The organism is Staphylococcus schleiferi (genome assembly GCF_025558325.1).
Classification (GTDB): Bacteria; Bacillota; Bacilli; order Staphylococcales; family Staphylococcaceae; genus Staphylococcus; species Staphylococcus schleiferi.
Genome location: NZ_CP094712.1, coordinates 1,879,812 through 1,898,058, shown reverse-complemented (window position 1 = coordinate 1,898,058; position 18,247 = coordinate 1,879,812). Strand labels below are relative to the sequence as shown.

Sequence of the window (18,247 nt, the reverse complement as noted above, 5' to 3'; positions counted from 1 at the left end):
GTAATGATCAGCTAGCTAAGATAACACAATTGTTTTTAACGAGTTGTGTTTAAAAAGGGGCACTGAAAAAAATTTGAAGTAATCTTTTACGTTTGTACGTGTATGTAATTGAGGTGACGAGATGTTAACAGCATACAATGAGCAATTAGAGCAAGTTTTCGCACAACATGCGTCCAAACAAGAGCAGTACTTTTGTCCAATTTGTAAAGCAGCTGTCATTTTAAAACAAGGGACTACTAAAAATGCCCATTTTGCCCATCAATCCAATCTCCATTCGGCACGTCAGATGAAAGGTGAATCTGAACAGCATCATCGTTGCAAATCTCATTTATATCTTCAATTAAAAGAGAGCCACGCTGATGTAAAATTAGAACCCTATTTGAAAGCAATTAATCAAATTCCAGACCTGATTGTAGGACGTTGGGCATTAGAAATTCAGTTAAGTATGATTTCTTGTAAACGAATGCGACAACGGACGGTGGGATTAACGCAACTAGGCTATTATGTCTTATGGCTTACAGCATTACCTAAAATTAAACAAGGCCGCTTCATTCTGACACAACTTCATCAACAAGCAATTTTACCAGAGTCTTATTCTCTTTTTTGTATCAATACGGAGACAGATAGTATTTACCGAATTTCACAACTTGTTCCGCTTACAGCAACACAGTTTTATGGTGAAATGACCGCGATTCCTGTCGCACAGCTTTGCCATTATTTAAGTCATCAAACGCCTGAAGAAATGATTGTTCGTAAATTATCGACTGCGACAATCTTAAGTTATATAAGACAATGTCGTCAAAAAAACAATGTGCGAGAACCTACAATATCGCTATTGTACCAATTACAATTAACAGATGAACAAGTTATTAAATTAACGGGATTTTTATTTCCAGAACAAATTTATATTCGTACCCACCCTGTTTTATGGCAGTTATGGATATTGAAGAGCATACAAAGTCAGGTACCAAGCCACGCACTTCTAGCTAAAAATATAAAATTGCGTCAGTTTGCTGTGAAAGAAGTGAATGCATCAAAATTAATTAACACCATAGTAGCGCGATATATTAAATTTTTAAATTTATAAGTGAATAGTGTGCATTATTGTGAGAAAAATGAGAAAATAGAATTATTATCAACACCAAGAGGAGGAAAAAATAATGTCACAACAACTTACAAGAGAACAACAAGAACAAAAATATCCTGAATACTCATGGGATTTAACAACTATTTTTGAAAGTGATGAAGCTTGGGAAGAAGCATTTAAAACGGTTGAAAGCTATTTAGGAAAAGAAGCTCAATTTAAAGGTCGCTTAGGTGATGACGCAGAAACGTTATATCAAGCTCTATCACTCGAAGATGAAATTGAAACAGAACTTGAATCTGTATATGTTTATGCACATTTAAAACAAGACCAAGATACAGCGAACGATCAGTATACTGGGTTTGAAGCACGTGCCCATCAATTAGCAATTAAAATAAGTTCAGCTTGGAGCTTTTTAGTACCTGAATTACTTCAAATAGATGAGAAAACAATTGAATCATATGTTGCCTCTCATGAAGGTTTGAAACGTTTTGAGTTCGATTTACAATTAATCAACGAAAAGCGACCACACATTTTAGATGCTGAGCAGGAAAAATTATTAACTGAGGCACAAGATGCACTATCCACACCAGGCAATGTATTTAGTATGTTTGATAATGCAGACCTTACTTTTGAAGATGTAACGGATAAGGATGGTCAAAAACACCCATTAACGCAAGGTACATTTATTAAATATTTAGAGTCTGATGATCGTGTACTACGCAAATCTGCTTTTGAAAATGTATATAAAGCTTATGGAAGCTACAACAACACGTTAGGTGCTACGCTAGCAGGTGAAGTGAAGAAGCATGTATTTAATGCGCGATCACATCATTATGAGAGTGCCCGTGCACAAGCTTTAGGAAATAACAATATTCCTGAAGAAGTTTATGATAATCTCGTGAAAACAGTCCATGAATATTTGCCATTATTACATCGATATACAAAATTAAGAAAATCATTGTTAGGTGTAGAAGATTTAAAAATGTACGATATGTATACACCAATGGTTAAAGATATCAAATTCGAAATGCCATACAATGAAGCGGTTGATTGGATGTTAAAAGGTTTGGAACCAATGGGCGAAGAATATTTAAATGTGATTAAAGAGGGCTTAAACAATCGCTGGGTAGACGTATATGAAAATAAAGGAAAACGTTCAGGTGCGTATTCATCAGGTGCACATAAAACGAATCCATTTATTTTATTGAACTGGTCTGACACTGTTTCTGATTTATATACGTTAGTCCATGAGTTTGGTCATTCGGCGCATAGTTATTTTAGCCGCCAAAATCAACCATCTAACATGAGTGATTATTCTATTTTCGTAGCTGAAGTTGCTTCAACATGTAACGAAGCATTAATGAGCCATTACATGGATAAACACCTTGATGATAAACGTCGTCTATTATTATTAAACCAAGAATTAGAACGCTTTAGAGCTACACTTTTCCGTCAAACGATGTTTGCAGAATTTGAGCATAAAATTCATCAAATCGAGGAAGCAGGCGAGCCATTAACAGCGAATCGTATGAATGAAGAATACGCTGCATTGAATCGTCAATACTTTGGTGACACAGTAGAAACAGATGAAAACATTAGTAAAGAGTGGTCTAGAATCCCTCATTTCTATATGAACTATTATGTCTATCAATATGCAACAGGTTATAGTGCTGCACAAAGTTTAAGTCACCAAATTTTAACTGAAGGCCAACCAGCCGTTGAACGTTACATCAATGAATTTTTGAAAAAAGGAAGCTCAAATTATCCAATTGAAATCTTAAAAAATGCTGGTGTAGATATGACAACACCACAACCAATTGAGGATGCATGTAAAGTCTTCGAACAAAAATTGGATGCCTTTGAAAAATTAATGAAAGCTTGATGGGTATGAATTCGTTTACAATATGACGGTTTTGTGAAAATTTTAGTTTTTAGTCTTAAATGGTTGAAACCATAAAACACTCGTGTTATATTATGAGCATGAAATTAATCACATAACAAACATACCCCTTTGTTTGAAGTGAAAAATTTCTCCCATCCCCTTTGTTTAGCGCCGTGTCGAAACACGGCGTTTTTTATTTGTCCATTTTTAGCTATACCTACATTCTAAATCCCATACGATGTCATTATAATATATTCAATAACTAAAATCGTGTCGTGTTAACGTTATACATGCGTTCGTCACCTATAGTGTTAAAGTCTGCCTTGCCATAACAATCGACAAAATGAAGCGTCATCAACACTGATAAAGTGAAACAAAAAATAAACACTAGACAAGTATTGTCGCCTAATAGCTTGGTTGCTATATACGTCAAATTTATCTAGTGTTATTTCATTTATTTATAATCGTCATATTTACATCTTTGATTTCCAAAAGACGCCCTCAGGATAAGTCATCTTCGTAATCTTCTGTTGCAACATTAATTTTTTTAATTCTTTTTTTAAAGTTTTCTCTGGCCATTCATAAATTGTCAATAACTCTTCTTCTGTCACCAACTGTTTTTGTTGAATATAATCAGCTAAATTCGGTGGTAAAGATTTTTCGATAGGGCTTCCCATCATTTCATTAATAATATACGTATAGATATGATATGGGTATAGACCTTCTACTTTCAAACCTTCTTCTTGAATATCTTCATTAAAAAACACAAGAGAAGGGGCTTGTTCAACTTCCATTTCTCGAGCGATATGGAGATCCACTTTTAAACTTTCACGCAACTGTCCGTTCTTTAAATCATCTTTGTAAACGTCTAAATCTAAACCTGCATTAATGATACATTTACGTATCATTTCTTCTGTAACAATGTCGGGCTTGGGGATGATCTCATTTTGAATTAAATGCATAAAACGATGTGCACGTGCACGCCCTTGTAATTCGGCAGCTTTAAATGCAAGTGCAATGTTATCCCGATCTGAAGTGCTTTGTGCCTGACATTTAGTTAAAACACGCAAAGAAGGGTTTAATATATGACGAATACGGATATATTGATGGTATTCAATGCGTAACTTTGACAAAATCGCAGAAAGTTTAAAGCTGTCCATACTAAATGGATCAAAAAAAGAGTAAATTTCAATCTTACTTACAGGTGAAAGATTTGAATCTTCACGACAAGTATTCACGATAGCTCTCAATTCTTTCGTCATGTTATTTCACCTACAATTAATTTTCTATATTGACCATATGATTTGCGGTTAAACTTAGTCTTTCATACAAGTAATCGCCCACGCCATACGGAAGTTGTGCTTCTGTAATAGCAATGTGCATGTTTTCCAACCATGCGGCTTTTGCTTGATGGTCTATCGGAAAAGACATGTGACGCATTCTTAACATCGGATGCCCATGTTCTTGCGTATATAAGTCCGGTCCACCTAGAAATTGCGTTAGAAACTGTTTTTGTTTGCGTGCCGTCTCTGCAAAATCGCCAGGAAACAAATGATTAATTCTATTATCTTGTTCTACTAGTCTATAGAAATGATCAATTAAGGCGTATAACTTTTCTTGCCCAATCACTTCATAAGGTGTCTGTGCCATCTTCATCACCGCTCAAGTTTCGTATTATATATAAATGATAACATGAATTTTTACATTTCAAAGCAAAAACACTTGTACATGAACTGTTTACATGTCATACTATTGAATTTTATGAATGGATCCCTCATCAATTGAATGAAACGACGCTTGCATAGTGCACAATCATCTTTTCTTTTTATTTATGGTTTGATTGTGCTTTTTTGTATTCAAAAAAGCGTTGTACTTTATTTTTTGGTGTATCCGGCTCTAATTGTAGTTGGTCTAATAATTGATGAAATGCATGTTTTCCTGTTTCAAAATCGGATACTTCAAACTCTAATTCGTAATCTTCAGTATCTAAATACGTACTATGGTCTAAGACAAGTAAACCATGTGCTGTTTCAGTTTCAAGGCGATAGGTTGTTAATGCACCTAGAACTAGCAGATCTTGCATCGCTACGTGACGTTGTTCGAGAACTTCTCGAATGGATGTGTCAATGATATCGACAGGGACAGGTTCCTCTTGTTTAGGTGCCCAAGTCACTTGTGCATTGTGCTCTAATAAGCCAACTTGATCTGGCACTTTCAATGTCATCTCATTAGAAGCGTTTTGCTTTTCTCTTATTCTTAAAGCCATTTTCTGCGATTGAATTTGAAAGTCTGGTGTATCAATATAATAATTAACTTGCTTAAAAGGGGATTGCTTTGAAAAGTATTGCGCTTTAATCTTCTCGTAATGCGCTTTATCGAGTCGTTGTTTAAATTCAATTTCACGTTCAATTGCCATTGATGATCACTCCTTATTGACTTATTATGCCGAAGTATGTGGTGTTTTGAAAGTAATTCACTTGAGTTTGTTTTGAACGATGAGTGTCACGTTAAATTATGTTAAAATGTTACGTGATGAGGAGGAAAAGATATGCGTATTTATGTCAACGAAGTTAAAATTCAAGATAACCGTATCTTATGTTATACGGATGAACCTACGAAAGGTTTTACTGAAGCGGGACAAATGCTTGCTGATAGTGATCGTCACGCCTTTGTTTATTTATTAGATGATGGGTCTTCGTTCTCGTACTTAATGTTTGTACAGGAAACTTGGCCAATGCTTCATGAACATCGGGGCAAAGAAGTCGTGATTAACGATGAATTAACGTTAACGCAATTTTCTCCTGAGTTGGACTACTTATTAGAAAACATAGAAGGTAATTCCAATTATGGAAAAGAATTTGTGACTGCCGTAGAAGAAACATTTGAACTCGTATGAAGCGGAGTGAAGTAAGATGAACCAATGGGAAATTTTTCTAGCACCATATCAACAAGCGATTGATGAATTAAAAGTAAAGCTGAAAGGCTTAAGAAAACAATATGAAGTTGCAGAACACAATTCACCAATCGAATTCGTAACAGGTCGTGTGAAACCCATTACGAGCATTATTGATAAAGCGAATAAAAGGGGTATTCCATTTGATCGTTTACGTGAAGAAATGTATGATATTGCCGGTTTACGAATGATGTGTCAATTTGTAGATGATATTGACATTGTGGTTGATTTACTAAGGCAACGTCAAGATTTTAAGGTCATCGAAGAACGTGATTATATTAGTAATACTAAGCAAAGTGGATACCGTTCATATCATGTGATTATTGAATACCCAATTGAAACATTAGATGGTTCAAAGTCAATTTTAGCTGAGATTCAAATTCGTACTTTAGCCATGAATTTTTGGGCAACGATTGAGCATACGCTTCGATATAAATATGATGGGGATTACCCACCCGAAATTCAAACGAGATTAGAACGTGCAGCGGAAGCCGCTTTCTTATTAGATGAAGAAATGTCAGAAATTAAAGAAGAGATTCAAGAAGCTCAAAAATATTATTCGAAAAAACGTGCGAACAAGCATGAGGATCGCGGGGTGGATTGATGCGCTACGTTATATTATCTAAAGGAGATTCAAAATCTGAAGCGCTGAAGCATAAAATGATGTGCCATATGGAAGATTTTAAAATGATTGAGGATCCAGAAAATCCTGAAATCGTTATTTCAGTAGGCGGTGATGGAACTTTATTACAAGCTTTTCATCATTATAGTCATATGCTGTCTCGATGTGCGTTTGTCGGGATACATACAGGTCATCTCGGATTTTATGCGGATTGGTTACCACATGAGGTAGAAAAATTAATTATAGAGATTAATAACTCTGAATTCCAAGTCATTGAATATCCACTGCTTGAGATTGTGATTCGATACAATGATAAAGGTTATGAAACACGCTACCTCGCGCTTAATGAAGCGACTATGAAAACCGAAAATGGAACAACGCTTGTTGTAGATTTAGACATTCGTGGTCAACACTTTGAACGATTTAGAGGAGACGGGTTATGTATTTCTACGCCCTCTGGTTCGACAGCTTACAACAAAGCATTAGGCGGGGCATTGATTCATCCTTCATTAGAAGCAATTCAGATTGCTGAAATTGCCTCAATCAATAACCGCGTTTTCCGTACGGTCGGCTCTCCTTTAGTGTTGCCTAAACATCATACATGTCATGTGAAACCGGTCAATCATGATAGCATTTTAACGACCATTGATCATGTAAGTGTTAAACATAAAAATGTCAATGCGATTCAATATCGTGTGGCTAACGAAAAGATTCGTTTTGCACGTTTTAGACCTTTCCCATTCTGGAAACGTGTTCACGATTCATTTATTTCTAGTGGTGATGAATCGTGATATTTAAATATCATATCCAAACGTCTATGACACTAAAGTCATTCTTATATGAACAACAATTTTCTAAAAAGACGATTAGCGCCATTAAACAAAATGGCGCTTTACTTGTTAATGGTGATCCGAAGACTGTGCGTTATACGTTACAAAGTGATGATAGTTTAGAAGTTCATCTTCCTAAAGAGCTTCCGAGTCCATATCTTCAGCCTTTTCTAGCACCGCTGGATATTTTGTATGAGGATGAATGGCTACTTGTTGTCGTGAAGCCACAACAACAAAATACGGCACCTTCACGAGAACATCCTCATGAAAGTTTAGTTGAACAGGTGTTAGCGTATATGCAACAGCGCAATGAACGGGGCATCCCGCATGTTGTTACACGGTTGGATCGCAATACAACGGGGATTGTTATTATTGCGAAATCACGTCATGTGCATCATTTAATGAGTCGTATTGAGATTGAAAAATACTATGAGTGTATTTGTCATGGGGTTTTGGAACAAGACGGTTTTATTGATGTACCCATTGCACGGGATACACAAAGCATTATTAAACGTAGGGTCTCAGAAGACGGTAAATCCGCTCTGACCTATTATGCACCTATTAAAAATTTCAAGACTTATACATGGTGTCGTGTTAAACTTGAAACGGGTAGAACGCATCAGATTCGCGTTCATTTCGAATACATCAATGCACCATTAGTAGGGGATACATTATATGGAGGGGCACACCCTACTTATCAAACACAATTATTGAAATGCGCAGAAGTCAGGTTTGTACATCCATTGACAAATAAAGAAATCAACATCAGGAATCAACATCCAAACTTCGAGCAAGTTTTAACCACTTTGTAGATATACGGATTGATGGAGGTGGCAAATGTGGCTAATGAAAATGAACAAATCATTTTAGATGACGAAGAAATATTCGACAAAGACTTGTTGGATGACTTAATAGCTAAAGAGAATATTGATGGTTTTAGAGAAGAATTTTTAGCATTGCACTCATATGAACAAAGTGAATACTTTGAAGTGAGTGATGACGACATACGTCAAAAAATGTATCGATATTTATCTCCCGATGAAGTGGCTGAGTTTTTCGAGAGTTTAGAAATTGATGAAGAAGAATATGAAGATTTATTTGAAGAAATGAACGCGGCCTATGCGAGTAAAGTACTTGAACATATGTCGTACGATAATGCGGTAGATATTTTAAATCAGCTATCGAAAAAGAAAATAGCAAGCTTATTAATGTTGATGAATCGTGAGGACGCTAAAGAAATTAAAGCGTTACTTCATTATGATGAAGATACTGCCGGCGGTATCATGACAACGGAATTTATCTCTTTGACAATCAATACACCGGTACACGAAGCGCTAATGAGGGTAAAAGAACAAGCGCCAGATGCGGAAACCATTTACGTGATATTTGTTGTAGATGAAGAGAAAAAACTTGTCGGTGTCTTATCATTAAGGGATTTAATTATAGCTGAAAATGATACTTATATTGAAGATATTATGAATGAGCGTGTCATTAGCGCTAATGTTGCCGATGACCAAGAAGACGTCGCACAGACAATGAGAGACTATGACTTTATTGCTATGCCCGTACTCGACTATCAAAATCATTTACTAGGGATTATTACCATCGATGATATCGTGGACGTTATGGATGAAGAGGCAAGTGAAGACTACTCTCGTTTAGCCGGTGTATCAGACATTGACTCTACAGATGATTCGATTTTTCAAACCGCACTTAAACGGTTGCCTTGGTTGTTGATTTTAACAGTTTTAGGGATGATTACGGCATCTATTTTAGGTTCTTTTGAAGAAACGCTTGAAAAAGTGGCTTTGCTCGCTGCTTTTATACCCATTATTAGCGGGATGTCTGGGAATTCTGGAACGCAGTCATTAGCCGTAGCTGTACGTAATATCTCGACGGGCGATATTAAAGAAAAAAGTAAATTCAAACTCGCCTTGCGTGAATCCGGAAGTGGTTTTTTAACCGGTATTACTTGCGCAACGAGTTTATGCTTTATTATTATCATTTTATACGGACAACCTTATCTGGCTCTCATTGTTGGAACGAGTTTAACGATTGCGATGACAGTAGGGACAACGATTGGGTCTGTTATTCCACTTGTAATGAATCGTATTGGCATTGACCCTGCAGTTGCAAGCGGACCTTTTATTACTACAATCAATGATATAGTAAGTATGTTAATCTATTTCGGATTAGCAACGTCATTTTTAACCTAAGGGGGTACTCATGGAATTTGTATCACTAGTCATTGTCATAGTTGCGGCTATGATTACACCAATATTGATTAACAGATTGAAAATTTCATTTTTACCTGTCGTCGTAGCTGAAATTTTAATGGGTATCGTGATAGGTAATTCATTTCTAAATCTTGTTCATCGTGACGAAGTACTGAATATTCTATCCACATTAGGTTTTATTTTTCTAATGTTTTTAAGTGGGTTAGAAATTGATTTCAATGCATTTAAAAAAGATAAATCGAATAAAAAGAAAGAAGAGGCAAAGGTTCCGAATCATTTGCGCATCGCTTTGATCGTGTTTATGCTTATCATGATTATCTCGGTAGGTCTTGCATTCGCATTCAAATGGATGGGGCTTATTGATGATGTGCTATTAATGGTGATTATTATATCAACCATTTCACTTGGTGTTGTCGTGCCTACTTTAAAAGAAATGAACTTGATGAGTACAACCATTGGGCAATTGATATTGTTAGTCGCTGTGCTTGCAGATTTAGCGACGATGTTATTACTCACAGTTTATGGGGCTGTCCATGCATCAGGTGCTGAAACGCTTTGGCTTATAGGAATATTAGTCGTCTTTACAGTTGTATTTTACTTCTTAGGCGGATTGTTCAAAAAAGCACCATTTCTACAAAAACTGATGGATGGAACGACACAAATTGGAATTCGTGCCGTGTTTGCGCTTATTATTTTACTCGTGGCACTTGCTGAAGGCGTCGGTGCAGAAAATATTTTAGGGGCTTTCTTAGCGGGTGTTGTCGTTTCTTTATTAGGGCCGACACAAGATCTTGTTGAGAAGTTAGATTCATTTGGTTACGGATTCTTTATTCCAATATTTTTTATCATGGTCGGTGTCGATTTAAATATTCCATCCTTGATTAAGGATCCAATGATTCTATTAATTATTCCTGTGTTAATAGGGGCCTTTATTATTTCAAAACTGATTCCTGTGCTGTTACTTAAAAAATGGTTTGATATGAAAACAACTATCGCATCTGCTTTTTTACTGACTTCAACATTATCACTTGTCATTGCAGCAGCTAAAATCGCAGAAAAGCTGGGTACGATTAGTAAAGAAACATCGGGTGTCCTTGTTTTAAGTGCGGTCATCACATGTGTCTTCGTACCGATAGTATTTAAAAAACTGATACCTATTCCAGATGAGATGCAACGTTCTATTAAAGTTGCAATGATTGGTAAAAACCAACTTTCTATTCCAATTGCACAAGGTTTAAGATCTCAGTTATATCAAATTTCACTTTATTACCGCAAAGATTTAACAGATCATCGTACATTATCAGATGACATTACGATGATTGAGATGGCAGATTATCACCCTGCAATATTAGAGCGTTTAGGTCTTTTTGATAGTGATATCGTCGTATGTTCGACTAATGATGATGAAATTAACCGACGTGTCGCGTTAATGGCAAAAGATCATGGCGTAGAGCGTGTCATTTGTCGCCTTGAAGCGAGTGATGAAGCACAAGCATTAAGCAGTAAAGGTATTGAATTGTTCAGTAATTTCCAAAGTAATCAGATTTTATTAAAAGGGATGATTGAAACACCAAACATGCTGAACTTATTAAGCAATGTAGAAACATCGCTTTATGAAATTGGAATGTACAATTATGCATTTGATCAAATGCAATTGCGTAACTTCCCATTTGGTGGCGATATTATCTTTGTACGAATTATCCGCAATAATGAATCTATCGTACCGCACGGGGATACACAACTTCAATATGGCGATCGACTTATTGTTACAGGTACGAAAGAGTACGTTGATCAGCTTAAAATTGAATTGGAAATGTTCTAAATTACGAACATATACACAATTCAGTTTTCGCAGTCTCATTTTCATTGAGACTGAGATCAATTCTAAAATAAATAGGGCTAAGATGATGGATTATAAAAATTGTCTTAGCGCTTCTTTTTTATGATAAAACTCGTATTGAATGACTTCGCTTTCCGAGGGGACAGCCTCAGCCTGCAGTCTTCAGCTCGTCCTGTTCCCTCAGGAGTCTCGTCATCAATACTTCGTTTATGCATGGCATCATTTACTATTATTGTTTAAAAAACAAGTCGTTTCATTAATAACGACAGAAACTAAATTAACGATAAATGAATTTGTCCACACCATAACGTTTATTATTTAAAAGCTATGTATATCGCAATGAAGGGTATTGAGTTGAGACTTCAGCTCATAAGCAGGCGCATTCATGAAGGCAGGTTTATCTAAGATTTTATGTCACGTACTTATATTTCATACGTGTAGAAGCACGTATTTTTCGACAACAAAGTAGTGCAGAATATGTGATATAGTTTTAAAATTTAAGACCAGATGGTAAAATTAAAAGTATCATGTTATTAAAAGATAAAGGAGTAATCACATTGATGAATCTTGAAGGTAAAACTTTTGTAGTGATGGGTATTGCAAACAAACGAAGCATCGGTTTCGGTGTTGCAAAAGTATTGGATCAACTAGGGGCGAAGTTAGTATTTACATACAGAAAAGAAAGAAGCTTTAAAGAGCTAGATAAATTAATTGATCAATTAAATCAATCTGAAAAACATGTTTATCAAATCGACGTTCAAAGCGATGAAGATGTCGTAAAAGGCTTTGAACAAATCGGTCAAGATGTGGGTAAAATTGATGGTGTTTTCCATTCCATCGCTTTTGCCCGTGTAGAAGAGTTAAGAGGTCGTTTTTCAGATACATCTCGTGATGGCTTTTTACTTGCACAAGACATTAGTGCATACTCACTCACGATTGTTGCGCGTGAAGCAAGAAAAATTATGAATGAAGTGGGTAGTATCGTAACTTCAACTTATATTGGTGGGGAGTTTGCTGTACCTAATTATAATGTGATGGGTATTGCTAAAGCTAGCCTCGAAGCGTCAGTGAAATATTTAGCAGCAGATTTAGGTCAGGATAATATTCGTGTCAACGCGATATCTGCTGGTCCTATTCGTACGTTGAGTGCGAGAGGTGTGGGTAGCTTCACAACAATTTTAAAAGAGATTGAAGAACGCGCACCATTGAAACGTAATGTTGATCAAGAAGAAGTAGGTAAAACTGCGGCTTATTTATTAAGTGACTTTTCATCAGGTGTTACTGGAGAAAACATTCATGTGGACGCTGGTTTCCATGCAATTCGCTAAGTCATTGATAAGATAAAGAAAAGCGATTAAACAAGCTTCTCTTACGCAATCGAATTGACAGTTTTAGCGTGTTAAGCTAATAAGAGATTAAAAAAAGCAATTTCGCTCATTGAGAGGGAAATTGCTTTTTTGCGTTGAATCTCAAAACTTGATATTCGACGTGTTTTTAATCGTTCTTTTAAAAAGATTTAGAGAATGCTGTTATCGTCTACATTACTTTGTGCTTTGTGTAAAATTTGGTGACGATATTTGTAAACATTTCGTGCAATCGTTTTAAGGACAGCGTATAACGGAACAGCTACTAAGATGAGCATGAAACCGCCTAAACTACCTGAAGCTAAAATAACGATAATAATTGTTAATGGGTGAATGTTTAAAGATTTACCCATTACGTTAGGCGTGATAACGTTACCTTCTAATTGTTGCGCAACTAAAGTGACCACACAGACCCATATAAAGGTTGAAGGGCTTTGAATCAATCCTAAAATACCCGCTGGTAAAAATGCCATCCATGGTCCTAAAAATGGAATCATATTTGCGACAATGGCGAACATGACGAGTAATAATGTATATTCTAGACCTATGATACTATAGCCGATGTATAAAATGGTTCCGAGTATTAAACTCACTGTAACTTGACCTTGGATATAAGATTTTAATGTTTGGTTCAAATCTTTTAAAAGTGTAACGACAAATATTTTACGCTCGCCATTAAAAAAGCGGGCAACTGCTGGAATAAAACGTTCGTGATCTTTCAACATATAGATTAAGAAAAACGGAACTAAGATTAACAAGAAAAGTGTGGACACAATACTTGTTACAATATTGAGTGAGTTAGATAAAATATTTGATGCCATTTCACTAATGTAAGAAACGATATCATTAATTTTGTCAGTTACTTGTGATGGAAGTCGATCACGTTGGTCTAATGCAAAATTAATAAGACGTTCAGCTTCACGTTGTATAAATGGGATTTGGTGAATGAGATTCTCAATTTGTGTTGCAATAACAGGTCCAATGACACCAATGACAGCGCCAATAAGAGCTGTAAGTCCAAGTAAAATAATGGTAATACTTGCCCAACGTGGAATATGCCGTTTTTCTAACATCTTTTGAAAAGGCAAACAAATATAGAATAAAAAGCCACTTAATAGTAAGGGCAATATGATAGATTGAATAATGATAACGATCGGCATAAAGATATGATTGACATCTATAAATAATTTAATGAGTAAAAATAAAAGCAACAGTGCGATGCCTGAACGAAACCACACTTTATTCGTCATAAATTGTTCCTCCTTTTGTAAACACTTATATTTTAGTATAGCCCAACTACATACGTGTTAAAAGAAAAAAATGAAATATCGACAATAAATCTTTTCAATTTTTATTTAGTATGTGAATTTTAATAATAAGTTGCACGGAATTTATTAAATGTGTATACTGATAGCAGATTTATCTGAAAATTTAAAAATTTAGCGGGATGATAGGGGGCATGTGTATGTTAGAAGTGATTGTGGGATGGCTAAATGAAGTGGTGTGGAGTAAACCGCTCGTTTATGGTTTGTTACTTACTGGTATCGCTTTTAGTTTAATGACACGTTTTTTACAGGTTAGACATTTTAAAGAAATGATTCGTTTAATGTTTCAAGGTGAAAAATCACCGACAGGGATTTCAAGTTTTCAAGCAATAGCATTGTCTTTAGCGGGTCGTGTCGGTACAGGGAACATCGTGGGTGTTTCTACTGCAATTTTTATTGGAGGTCCCGGGGCCGTTTTTTGGATGTGGATTACAGCATTTTTAGGTGCAGGTACAGCTTTTGTTGAATCAGCATTAGGACAAATTTATAAGAAAGAAGAAGATGGCGAGTATCGTGGGGGTCCGGCCTACTATATCGAACGTGGCATCAAAGGGAAGTTCGGTAAAATTTACGGACTGATTTTCGCGATTGTCACGATTATTTCTGTGGGCTTATTACTACCAGGTGTTCAATCCAATGCGATTGCAAGTTCCATGCATAATGCATTTGGAATACCATCATGGATTATCGCCATAGTGCTAGCGGTCATTTTAGCGTTAATTATTTTTGGTGGTGTTAAATGGATTGCCAATGTAGCAACAGCTGTTGTTCCTTTTATGGCAATTATTTATATTTTAATGGCTGTAGTGATTATTTTGTTAAATATCCAAGAAGTTCCTGCATTATTTGCACTGATTTTTAAATCGGCTTTTGGTATGGAAGCTGCATTTGGAGGCATTATCGGTGCAATGATTGAAATTGGTGTGAAACGAGGACTTTATTCAAACGAAGCGGGTCAAGGGACAGGACCTCATGCAGCTGCTGCGGCAGAAGTCTCTCACCCAGCGAAACAAGGTCTGGTTCAAGCGTTCTCTGTTTATGTTGATACGTTATTCGTTTGTACGGCAACAGCATTAATCATTCTTATTTCTGGCACATATAATACAACGGATGGATCAATGGCTAAAAATGGGATGCCGAATTTAATTAAAGATAGTGGGATTTTCGTACAAAGTCCTGATGGCAGTAAAGATTATTCCGGAACTGCGATGTATGCACAAGCAGGGATTGATAAGGCGATTCAAGGATCAAGTTATCATTTTGACCCAAGTTTTTCAGGATTTGGTTCATACTTTATAGCGATTGCACTGTTCTTTTTCGCATTCACAACGATTCTCGCTTATTATTACATTGCCGAGACGAATGTAAGTTTCTTAACGAACCGAATTGCTAAAAATCAAAATAAGCTTTGGCAAAATGTCACACGTCTTGTACTCATTGCTGCGACAGCCTATGGTGCAGTTAAAACGGCTGATACTGCTTGGGCAATGGGGGATTTAGGTGTGGGTATGATGGCTTGGTTAAATATTATTGCCATTTGGATTCTGCATAAACCTGCAATGCATGCATTAAAAGATTTTGAAAGACAGAAAAAAGAAAAGGGCACAGGCAAAACAGCCATATATCAACCCGATCCGAAAGAGATTCCAACAGCTACATTTTGGTTAGAAGATTATCCGAAGCGATTGAAAGAAGATCAATTCGAGTAAACAATATCATATCTGATATCGTCAGTCGTATACTAACATACCAAATGAGTCGTACAGCATTTGATAGATAACTTCAAATTATATAATAAAATTAAGTTTTTTAGATTAACACATGAGACGTCTCCTGATACAATGAGGTTAATTCGTATGAGGAGGCGTCTTTTTATGACATCATTTACGCCAGGACAAATAACAGAAACACAATTTAAAAGTGATTATTTAGATAGAGAAATCACGTTATCCGTCTATTTACCGAAAGATTATTCGGATTTATATAAATCAAAAGTAATCATATGTTTTGATGGCCAAGACTTTTTTAGATATGGTCAACTCCATCGTGTATATGAAAAACTGAGGAAAAAAGGCGAAGTTGAGCGTGCAATTATTATTGGGTTTCACTATGAATCAGTGAAGGATAGAAGTACTGAATTTCATCCTCAAGGGGAAAAAGCAGCGAAGACGGTTCAAGCTGTAGTTAAAGAGTTACTTCCATGGATAGATCGTCAGTTTGCAACGTATAAGGTTGGCAATGCGCGCTTATTATTAGGAGATAGTTTAGCTGGTAGTATTGCACTTTTAACAGGCTTAAGTTATCCGCGTGTGATGAGTCAAATTGGGATTTTGAGTCCTTATTATGACGACATTGTGAAACAGATTTTCGAAAGATGTCAGTTTAAATCACATTTAAATATTTGGCATGCAATCGGCAAAGAAGAATGTGATTTTAAATTACCGACTACTGGGAAACAAGCAGATTTCTTAACCCCGAATCGCGCATTCAGAGACTTAGTAGAATGCGAGCAAGTGACTTATTATTATGAGGAATTGGATGGCGGACATAACTGGAAAACTTGGCAAAAAGAACTGCCAAAAATACTCACACACTTTTTAAGTAACTAATTATTAGAAAATTTGCTATAATAGAGGCAAGCGAAAACAAAGGAGGAATTGAAATGATTCTAGGGTTAGCGTTAATTCCATCAAAAGATTTCCAAAATGAGGTTAATGCCTATCGTAAACGTTATGATAAACACTACACAAAGATTAAACCTCATATTACTATTAAAAGTCATTTTGAAATTGATGATCAAGAATTTGACAGTGTAAAAGCTAATATTGAAAAACGTTTAGAAGGGGCTAAAGTTGCTGATATTCATGCAACAAAAGCTTCTAATTTTGCACCAATTACAAATGTAATCTATTTCAAAGTTGAAAAAACAGAAGCGTTAGTGGATTTATTTAACCGCTTTGATGGAGACGATTTTTATGGGAAATCAGAGCATCCATTTGTTCCGCACTTTACAATTGCTCAAGGTTTAACGAGCCAAGAATTTGAAGACATTTATGGTCAAGTTCGTTTAGCAGGTGTTGATCATAAAGAAACAATTGAGCAAATTTCATTGATGAAATATGATGACACAGAAGATGAATGGAAAGAAATTGAAACATATTCATTGGGGTAGAACGCGTAATAAGCGTTTTTGAAGATGGCCCTTCATCGTGCATACTTAATTAATAAAACCTTTTAAAGCAGACACTTTAAAAGGTTTTTTTCATCCTGTCGATTTGCCTCTAATGTGGCGATTGACAGTTTTTATGGCTGTACACTTTATATGGTGGTTATGTGTCTATAATAATTAAGTCGCAAACTTCCGATTTCTTCTTCGAGTCTCGCTTTCCCAGGCGCCTTACCTCAACTAATTTTGGCTTTTATTGTAGCTCATAAGAAGCCAAAATGGATTTTCGGTTTCGGCTCTATGCCTCGGGAGTCTCGACTCGGTACGCAATCTATTTAAGCAATTTCACTATTGAAAAGTGGCATTGCTTACTTTATGAATCACACGTTTTACAGAAGATGCAGAAACGTTACAATCACTTGCGATATCAGTTTCTGAGCGAACTTGTGTTGCTTTATCTATAATGGCTTTCTGAACATGGTTTGAGATAAAACAGTTATCCTCAACAACATTTGTTTTAGAAGTAAAAGTCCGATCACAAACCATACATTTAAAACATTGTTTTAACAGATTTAAATACACTGCTATCTCTTGGAATCTTAAAAAAGTAATTCGCGATAAACGTTTTCCGTGTTTGTGTATTCGGTTTGGATTCGTATGATAACAGTGAGGACAAGTCATAGGCTTGTATGAAAGGGTACCAAAGATGACGTTAGATTTCTTACCTCTAATAACTACATCTTCTTCAACTTTAGTGATTTTAATATTATTATCTTTAATTTTTAGTAACTTTAATATATCATTACACATAGGCGCAATATGTCTTCTTTATTTTTGGTTTAGTCACTTAAAATTATAGAGGCATTTGCGCTATTTTTGTACAAAAAAGCAGGATGACTTATGTCATCCCACCATAAAAAATGAAGAACCGTTTTTATTTG

The 18,247-nt window shown here is 35.8% G+C and carries 17 protein-coding genes; 12 read left to right on the top strand and 5 right to left on the bottom strand.

Annotated features, from left to right (window positions below; genetic code table 11):
- The first annotated feature begins 121 nt into the window (after nucleotides 1-121).
- Both MUA40_RS08860 and pepF read left to right on the top strand, forming a co-directional pair.
- Nucleotides 122-1,087: a competence protein CoiA gene (locus MUA40_RS08860; protein WP_016424653.1), complete on the top strand. Its 966-nt coding sequence runs from the start codon at nucleotides 122-124 to the stop codon at nucleotides 1,085-1,087.
- Nucleotides 1,088-1,160: 73 nt separating this feature from the next.
- Nucleotides 1,161-2,969 (top strand): oligoendopeptidase F, encoded by a 1,809-nt coding sequence (gene pepF, locus MUA40_RS08855; RefSeq protein ID WP_167732587.1) that lies wholly within the window; start codon nucleotides 1,161-1,163, stop codon nucleotides 2,967-2,969.
- Between the two features lie 473 nt (nucleotides 2,970-3,442).
- On the opposite strand, the gene yjbH is transcribed toward pepF, so the two are convergent.
- From yjbH to MUA40_RS08840, 3 genes are all read right to left on the bottom strand, one after another.
- Nucleotides 3,443-4,231, bottom strand: coding sequence for a protease adaptor protein YjbH (gene yjbH / locus MUA40_RS08850; RefSeq protein ID WP_016424655.1), 789 nt, complete (start codon nucleotides 4,229-4,231; stop codon nucleotides 3,443-3,445).
- Between the two features lie 16 nt (nucleotides 4,232-4,247).
- Nucleotides 4,248-4,619 (bottom strand): truncated hemoglobin YjbI, encoded by a 372-nt coding sequence (locus MUA40_RS08845; RefSeq protein ID WP_016424656.1) that lies wholly within the window; start codon nucleotides 4,617-4,619, stop codon nucleotides 4,248-4,250.
- 175 nt (nucleotides 4,620-4,794) lie between these two features.
- Entirely contained in the window at nucleotides 4,795-5,385 is a 591-nt protein-coding gene (locus tag MUA40_RS08840; protein WP_016424657.1) for a CYTH domain-containing protein, read from the bottom strand.
- 132 nt (nucleotides 5,386-5,517) lie between these two features.
- On the opposite strand from MUA40_RS08840, the gene MUA40_RS08835 reads away from it, so the two are divergent.
- The 7 genes from MUA40_RS08835 to fabI all read left to right on the top strand — a co-directional run bounded on the left by MUA40_RS08835 (nucleotide 5,518) and on the right by fabI (nucleotide 12,779).
- Complete coding sequence (locus tag MUA40_RS08835) at nucleotides 5,518-5,865, top strand: UPF0738 family protein (RefSeq protein WP_016424658.1); 348 nt, start codon at nucleotides 5,518-5,520, stop codon at nucleotides 5,863-5,865.
- Between the two features lie 16 nt (nucleotides 5,866-5,881).
- The gene (gene yjbM / locus MUA40_RS08830; protein WP_016424659.1) at nucleotides 5,882-6,526 is read left to right on the top strand and encodes a GTP diphosphokinase; all 645 of its coding nucleotides are present in this window, start codon (nucleotides 5,882-5,884) and stop codon (nucleotides 6,524-6,526) included.
- Nucleotides 6,526-7,335 (top strand): NAD kinase, encoded by an 810-nt coding sequence (locus MUA40_RS08825; protein WP_016424660.1) that lies wholly within the window; start codon nucleotides 6,526-6,528, stop codon nucleotides 7,333-7,335. Before yjbM ends, MUA40_RS08825 begins: the two co-directional genes overlap by 1 nt.
- Nucleotides 7,332-8,186 (top strand): RluA family pseudouridine synthase, encoded by an 855-nt coding sequence (locus MUA40_RS08820; RefSeq protein WP_016424661.1) that lies wholly within the window; start codon nucleotides 7,332-7,334, stop codon nucleotides 8,184-8,186. The genes MUA40_RS08825 and MUA40_RS08820 overlap by 4 nt, the downstream gene beginning before the upstream one ends.
- 12 nt (nucleotides 8,187-8,198) lie before the next feature.
- Complete coding sequence (mgtE, locus tag MUA40_RS08815; RefSeq protein ID WP_207554528.1) at nucleotides 8,199-9,590, top strand: magnesium transporter; 1,392 nt, start codon at nucleotides 8,199-8,201, stop codon at nucleotides 9,588-9,590.
- A 10-nt stretch (nucleotides 9,591-9,600) separates the two neighbouring features.
- Nucleotides 9,601-11,433, top strand: a complete 1,833-nt coding sequence (locus MUA40_RS08810) for a monovalent cation:proton antiporter family protein (protein WP_126496197.1) — start codon at nucleotides 9,601-9,603, stop codon at nucleotides 11,431-11,433.
- Nucleotides 11,434-12,008: 575 nt separating this feature from the next.
- A complete protein-coding gene (gene fabI / locus MUA40_RS08805) occupies nucleotides 12,009-12,779 on the top strand; it encodes an enoyl-ACP reductase FabI (protein WP_037559076.1) in 771 nt (256 codons plus the stop codon).
- A 188-nt stretch (nucleotides 12,780-12,967) separates the two neighbouring features.
- Here the strand turns inward: fabI and cozEa are convergent, their stop codons facing one another.
- Nucleotides 12,968-14,065, bottom strand: a complete 1,098-nt coding sequence (gene cozEa, locus MUA40_RS08800) for a lipoteichoic acid biosynthesis protein CozEa (protein WP_016424665.1) — start codon at nucleotides 14,063-14,065, stop codon at nucleotides 12,968-12,970.
- A 215-nt stretch (nucleotides 14,066-14,280) separates the two neighbouring features.
- Between cozEa and MUA40_RS08795 the strand changes: the two genes are divergently transcribed.
- From MUA40_RS08795 to MUA40_RS08785, 3 genes are all read left to right on the top strand, one after another.
- Entirely contained in the window at nucleotides 14,281-15,849 is a 1,569-nt protein-coding gene (locus MUA40_RS08795) for an alanine/glycine:cation symporter family protein (RefSeq protein ID WP_126496196.1), read from the top strand.
- 165 nt (nucleotides 15,850-16,014) lie between these two features.
- The gene (locus tag MUA40_RS08790) at nucleotides 16,015-16,749 is read left to right on the top strand and encodes an esterase family protein (protein ID WP_016424667.1); all 735 of its coding nucleotides are present in this window, start codon (nucleotides 16,015-16,017) and stop codon (nucleotides 16,747-16,749) included.
- 53 nt (nucleotides 16,750-16,802) lie between these two features.
- On the top strand, nucleotides 16,803-17,312 hold the full coding sequence (locus MUA40_RS08785; RefSeq protein ID WP_016424668.1) for a 2'-5' RNA ligase family protein: 510 nt from the start codon (nucleotides 16,803-16,805) through the stop codon (nucleotides 17,310-17,312).
- A 342-nt stretch (nucleotides 17,313-17,654) separates the two neighbouring features.
- Here MUA40_RS08785 and MUA40_RS08780 read toward each other — a convergent pair whose 3' ends face one another.
- On the bottom strand, nucleotides 17,655-18,116 hold the full coding sequence (locus MUA40_RS08780) for an ISL3 family transposase (RefSeq protein WP_016424669.1): 462 nt from the start codon (nucleotides 18,114-18,116) through the stop codon (nucleotides 17,655-17,657).
- Between the last annotated feature and the right edge of the window lie 131 nt (nucleotides 18,117-18,247).

What these genes read in the sequence shown, in the direction of transcription:
- MUA40_RS08860 (WP_016424653.1), top strand. Translation starts at nt 122, where the DNA reads ATGTTAACAGCATACAATGAGCAATTAGAGCAAGTTTTCGCACAACAT.
- pepF (WP_167732587.1), top strand. Translation starts at nt 1,161, where the DNA reads ATGTCACAACAACTTACAAGAGAACAACAAGAACAAAAATATCCTGAA.
- yjbH (WP_016424655.1), bottom strand. Translation starts at nt 4,231, where the DNA reads ATGACGAAAGAATTGAGAGCTATCGTGAATACTTGTCGTGAAGATTCA.
- MUA40_RS08845 (WP_016424656.1), bottom strand. Translation starts at nt 4,619, where the DNA reads ATGGCACAGACACCTTATGAAGTGATTGGGCAAGAAAAGTTATACGCC.
- MUA40_RS08840 (WP_016424657.1), bottom strand. Translation starts at nt 5,385, where the DNA reads ATGGCAATTGAACGTGAAATTGAATTTAAACAACGACTCGATAAAGCG.
- MUA40_RS08835 (WP_016424658.1), top strand. Translation starts at nt 5,518, where the DNA reads ATGCGTATTTATGTCAACGAAGTTAAAATTCAAGATAACCGTATCTTA.
- yjbM (WP_016424659.1), top strand. Translation starts at nt 5,882, where the DNA reads ATGAACCAATGGGAAATTTTTCTAGCACCATATCAACAAGCGATTGAT.
- MUA40_RS08825 (WP_016424660.1), top strand. Translation starts at nt 6,526, where the DNA reads ATGCGCTACGTTATATTATCTAAAGGAGATTCAAAATCTGAAGCGCTG.
- mgtE (WP_207554528.1), top strand. Translation starts at nt 8,199, where the DNA reads ATGGAGGTGGCAAATGTGGCTAATGAAAATGAACAAATCATTTTAGAT.
- MUA40_RS08810 (WP_126496197.1), top strand. Translation starts at nt 9,601, where the DNA reads ATGGAATTTGTATCACTAGTCATTGTCATAGTTGCGGCTATGATTACA.
- cozEa (WP_016424665.1), bottom strand. Translation starts at nt 14,065, where the DNA reads ATGACGAATAAAGTGTGGTTTCGTTCAGGCATCGCACTGTTGCTTTTA.
- MUA40_RS08795 (WP_126496196.1), top strand. Translation starts at nt 14,281, where the DNA reads ATGTTAGAAGTGATTGTGGGATGGCTAAATGAAGTGGTGTGGAGTAAA.
- MUA40_RS08790 (WP_016424667.1), top strand. Translation starts at nt 16,015, where the DNA reads ATGACATCATTTACGCCAGGACAAATAACAGAAACACAATTTAAAAGT.
- MUA40_RS08785 (WP_016424668.1), top strand. Translation starts at nt 16,803, where the DNA reads ATGATTCTAGGGTTAGCGTTAATTCCATCAAAAGATTTCCAAAATGAG.
- MUA40_RS08780 (WP_016424669.1), bottom strand. Translation starts at nt 18,116, where the DNA reads ATGTGTAATGATATATTAAAGTTACTAAAAATTAAAGATAATAATATT.